General features: G+C 70.2%; 4 protein-coding genes and 1 tRNA gene. 2 read left to right on the top strand and 3 right to left on the bottom strand.

Features of this window, described 5'->3' with window-relative positions:
- Positions 1-301: 301 nt before the first annotated feature.
- Positions 302-376: transfer RNA gene (locus I53_RS03710), tRNA-Val, on the bottom strand.
- Positions 377-634: 258 nt separating this feature from the next.
- Here I53_RS03710 and I53_RS03705 point away from each other — a divergent pair.
- Entirely contained in the window at positions 635-973 is a 339-nt protein-coding gene (locus I53_RS03705; RefSeq protein WP_251982208.1) for a SelT/SelW/SelH family protein, read from the top strand.
- 58 nt (positions 974-1,031) lie between these two features.
- Positions 1,032-3,248 carry an HWE histidine kinase domain-containing protein gene (locus tag I53_RS03700; RefSeq protein ID WP_083935959.1) on the top strand — a complete coding sequence of 739 codons (2,217 nt, stop codon included), beginning with the start codon at positions 1,032-1,034 and terminating at the stop codon, positions 3,246-3,248.
- 45 nt (positions 3,249-3,293) lie between these two features.
- Here the strand turns inward: I53_RS03700 and I53_RS03695 are convergent, their stop codons facing one another.
- A complete protein-coding gene (locus tag I53_RS03695; RefSeq protein WP_043346804.1) occupies positions 3,294-4,442 on the bottom strand; it encodes an ABC transporter permease in 1,149 nt (382 codons plus the stop codon).
- Between the two features lie 11 nt (positions 4,443-4,453).
- Positions 4,454-4,849, bottom strand: a 396-nt coding sequence (locus I53_RS03690; protein WP_043346803.1) for an ABC transporter permease subunit, incomplete at its 5' end; no start/stop codon positions are given.

Genomic DNA, 4,849 nt, shown 5'->3' with positions numbered 1-4,849 from the left:
GAACGACCCGTGTCGAGGAGGAGTTCGATCCGCTCGCGCGCCGTGAGCTTGCCGCGCTTGTGCTGCGGCTCGACGCGCTTCTCACCGCCGCCGAGCCGGGCCTGCGCCCGCCGCTCTTCGAGCTTGTCGAGGATATCCTTCATGGCTGTTCCCGCCCTTCCCCTGCCCGTAACCTGCGACCCGGATCGGGCCGGGTCCAAGCTTATGCGTTCACCGATCGAGCGCCCTTAGCACGCGCATTTCGGGCGGCAAACCGACACGGTGGCCCGCGGGATCAGACCGTCTGGGGATGGGAGCGGGATGGTGGACGGTGCAGGGATCGAACCTGCGACCTTTCCCGTGTGAAGGGAACGCACTACCGCTGTGCTAACCGTCCGTACCGGCGTGCCGTTTCAACGCACGCGATCGAGCCGCTCGCCCCCGAGGGCGCCGCAACCCGGTGGCCGGCGTTCTAGAGCGCGGCGGCCCGGGACGTCAAGCGCGGCCGACGATCTTTGCCGTACGGAGACGGGCCGGCGAAGCGCCTCCGCATCCCGGATTGCCGAGTCCGGGTTCGGCCGTCGCCGGCGGCAGTCGCGCCGCCACGGGCTTCGGCGAGGTTGACAAGGCCCGCGGCCCGGTGCGCTGTGGGGTCATGCACGATGGGCCAGCGGGCGCGAGACAGGGCAGCGACGTGACGGCGGCCTGCGCGACGGGGCCTGATCGGCCGCGCGTGGCGATCACCTACTGCACCCAGTGCAACTGGCTGCTGCGGGCAGCCTGGATGGCGCAGGAGCTGCTCTCAACCTTTCGCGACGATCTCGGCGAGGTCGCCCTCGTCCCAGCCTCGGGGGGCCTGTTCCGCATCACGCTGGGCGATGCGCTCCTCTGGGAACGGGTGCGGGACGGCGGCTTCCCGGACGTGAAGACCCTGAAGCAACGCGTGCGCGACCACCTCGACCCGGCGCGCGATCTCGGCCATATCGACCGATGATGAGGCGAGGGAACGGCAAGGCGCCTGCGGGGCACTGCGGGCCGGGGACGGACCCCGCTTGAGTCCGGATCACCAAGCCGAGGGGGCGGGCGTCCCGGCGGTCATCCCCGCGCGCCGGTCGTGGCTGTCGCGGCGGCTGCATCGCTTCGGGCGGAACGGCTTCTCGACGCAGGTCTACCTGATCGCGCTGGTGATCGCGCTGATCGGCCCGGGCCTGCTGTTCACCAGCATCCTGCTGATGCGCTACGCCTCCGCCGAGCGGGCGCGCTTCGAGCAGGACGCCCGCGAGAACGTGCGCGGCATCGGCCTGTCCCTCGACCGCGACACCGCCGGTCTGGTCTCGGTGCTCCAGACGCTGGCCACCTCGCCGCGGATCCGGCAGAGCGATTTCGAGGCGTTCGACGCGCAGGCGCGTCTCGTGCGCGAATCGATCGATCTGGACGTCCTGCTGCGCCGGCCCAACGGTCAGGAGGTGGTGAACACCGGCGTTCCCCGTGGGGCGCCGATGCCGATCGTCGCGTTCCCCTTCGATCAGGACCTCGCCCGGGGCACGCAACGGGCGATGGTAAGCGGCTACGTGCCGGGTCCGATGCCGGGCGAGGCGACCTACGCGGTGGGCGTGCCGGTGATGATCGACGGCGAGGTCGGCTACATCCTGAGCTTCACGGTGCCCCTGTCGCGCCTCCAAGGCATCCTGTCCCGTGAGGTCGTCCCGGGCTGGACCACCGGCATCAGCGACCGGGCCGGCATCGTTCTCGCCCGGCTGCCGGATCCCGAGGCGGTGGTCGGCAAGCCGCGCCTTGCCAGCCTTCGACAGGTGCAGTCGGCGACGCCCGGCGTCTGGGACGGCCAGGACCGCCAGCACAAGCCGGTGGTGGTGATCGAGGCGCGCTCGCGGCTCACGGGTTGGATGGTCGCCACCAGCATCCCGCAGACTGTCGTCGATGCGCGGGTGCGGCGCTGGATCTGGGCGTTCGCCGGTTTCGGCCTGCTGGTCCTCGCTACGTCGTCGCTCCTGGCGGTGAATCTCTGGTCGCGGGTCTCGCGCCCCCTCCGGTTGCTGGCCGCCTCCGGGCCAGCCCTCGCCCGGGGTGAGGCGATCCCGCGGGTGTCCTCACCGGTGCACGAGATCCAGCGACTCGCCGTCGTGCTGTCCGAGGCCTCGCTCCGGCTGCGGACCCGGGAAGAGGAGCGCGACCGGGCGCTGGCGGAGACTAAGCGCGGCCTGAGCGCCCTGAGCGAGAGCGAGGCGCGCTTCCGGCACATGGCCGATTCGGCGCCGGCCCTGATCTGGATGACCGACGAGACCGGGGCGGTCAGCTTCGCCAATCTTCATTTCGAGCACCTGTTCGGGCTGCCGGCCAACCAGTTCAACGACGATGGCTGGCACCAGATCGTCCATCCCGATGATCTGGACGGCTTCCGGACCGCCTTCGCGGAGGCCTTCGAGGCCCGGATCCCGTTCCGCACGGAGGCCCGGGTGATCGACCGGACGGGGGCGGTGCGCTGGCTCCAGTGCGAAGGTGTCCCGCGGCTGGACGACGGACAGAATTTCCTGGGCTACACCGGCTGCAACATCGACATCACCGACACGAAGAATGCCGAGGAGCACCTGCTGCTCCTGATCCACGAGTTGAACCACCGGGTGAAGAACACCCTGGCGACGGTCCAGTCGATCGCCGCCCAGTCGCTGCGCGGGCTGGAGGGCGCGGAGGCCGATGCGGCACGCGCCGCCTTCGAGGCGCGCCTCCTGGCCCTGGCGCGGGTCCACGATGTCCTCACGCGGGAGAGCTGGGAGGGCGCGGAACTCTCCGCGGTCGTGGCGGACGCGATCCGGCCTCTGGAGGCCGGCGCCGGCCGGGACTCGCGGTTCCAGGTCGTGGGACCGGCCCTGCGTCTGCCGCCACGGCTCGCGCTGTCCATCGCCATGGCCCTGCACGAACTCGGTACGAACGCCGTGAAGTACGGCGCGCTCTCCGCGGAGGGCGGCGTAGTCGAGATCTCGTGGACCGTCCGGCGCGCGGAGGACATGCAGCTGTCGCTGCGGTGGTCCGAGCGCGGCGGCCCGCCGGTGAAGAAGCCGACGCGGACCGGCTTCGGCTCGCGTCTGATCGAGCGCAGCCTCGCCCGGGAACTCGCCGGCGAGGTCGTCCTCAGCTACGAGCCGACCGGCGTGGTCTGCACCATCGAGGCCCCGGTGCCGCCGCCGGGCCTGCTCGAGCGCAAGGGCGTCGCCGCACCGACACGTATCGCACCGTTGCCGCTCGCGGGTTAGGGGTTTAGAGACGCCCGTCCGGACGTGCGGGGACGGCCGCCTCCGTCAGTGATAGGGATCGGCCGCATCGCGCAGGCCGTCGCCCATGAAATTGAAGGCCAACACCGTCACCAGCACGGGCAGGACCGGCAGGAGCAGCCAAGGGTAGAGCTGCACCCGCGCAAGATTCTGCGCCTCGTTGAGCAGCACGCCCCAGCTGGTAACCGGCGGTCTCAGGCCCAGGCCGAGGAACGACAGGGCGGTCTCGCCGAGGATCATGGTCGGGATCGACAGGGTCGCCGAGGCGATCAGGTGGCTCATGAAGTTCGGGATCAGGTGCCGGCCGATCACCCGGGCAGGCGAGGCACCCATGAGTTCGGCGGCCTGGACGAAATCCTCCTCGCGCAGCGCCAGCAGCTTGCCGCGCACCGCTCGGGCGAGCCCGGGCCAGTCGAGCAGCCCGAGAATCACCGTGATCCCGAAGAAGATCAGCAGCGGGCTCCAGTTCGGCGGCAGGGCCGCCGACAGGGCGAGCCAGAGCGGCAGCTCGGGCAGGGACCGGACCACCTCGATCAGCCGCTGCACCCCGGCATCGACCATGCCGCCGAAATAGCCCGCGATACCGCCGAAGAAGAGCCCGAGGGTGAAGGAGATCGCCACGCCGACCAGGCCGATGGTGAGGGAGATCCGGGCCCCGTAGACCATGCGGGAGAACAGGTCGCGCCCGAGCTTGTCGGTTCCGAGGAGGAACAGCGTCCCGTTCTCCGGCGGGCAGACGAGGTGCCAGTCGGTGTGGACGAGCCCGAGCCAGTCGTAGCCGTCGCCCCGGCAGAAGAACCGCAACGGCTGCGGCGCGGACGCGTCGACCTTGTAGTCCCGGCGGAACGTGTCGAGGTCGAGATGGGCCCGGTAGGGATAGACGAACGGGCCGACGAAGCGGTCCGCATGGAACAGGTGAACGCCCTGGGGCGGCGCATAGAGGTAGTCGCCGTTGCGGCGGGCCTGGCCGTAGGGTGCCAGCTGCTCGACGAAGGGCACGATCGCGTAGAGGGCGAGCAGGATCAGGGCCGAGGCCACGGCCAGACGATGGCGCAGGAACTTACGCAGGATCAGCCGCCAGGCGGACGCCGTCGCGACCGGGCTCTCGGCCCTGGCCTCAGGCTCGAAGGGGGCCGGATCGACGAAATGTCCCGATGCGGCGAGCGCGTCGTTCATGGCGGGCCGGTTCATCGCAGGCCCATGCGGATGCGCGGATCGAGCCAGACCAGGATCAGGTCCGAGATCAGCATGCCGACGAGGGTCAAGGCCGCGACGAACATCAGGAGGAAGCCGGCCATGAACTGATCCTGACTGCGCAGGGCTTCGAGGAGCAGCGGCCCGACGGTCGGCAGGCTGAGCACCAGAGAGACCAGAACCGAACCCGAGACGAGGTGCGGCAGCAGGTTGCCGATATCCGCCACGAACGGGTTCAGCGACATCCGGAACGGATACTTCAGCAACGCCTGCAGGGGCGGCAGGCCCTTGGCGCGGGCCGTGACCGTGTAGGGCTTGGCCAGTTCGTCCAGCAGGTTGGCACGCATGCGCCGGATCATGGCCGCCGTACCGCCGAGTCCGATCACCAG

The organism is Methylobacterium sp. B1 (genome assembly GCF_000333255.1).
In the GTDB taxonomy this organism is placed as follows: Bacteria; Pseudomonadota; Alphaproteobacteria; order Rhizobiales; family Beijerinckiaceae; genus Methylobacterium; species Methylobacterium fujisawaense.
The sequence above is the reverse complement of the archived record's forward strand: the minus strand, read 5'-3'. Positions and strand labels throughout refer to the sequence as shown.

Coding starts and splice junctions, on each gene's coding strand:
- I53_RS03705 (WP_251982208.1), top strand. CDS start 635: ATGCACGATGGGCCAGCGGGCGCGAGACAGGGCAGCGACGTGACGGCG.
- I53_RS03695 (WP_043346804.1), bottom strand. CDS start 4,442: ATGAACGACGCGCTCGCCGCATCGGGACATTTCGTCGATCCGGCCCCC.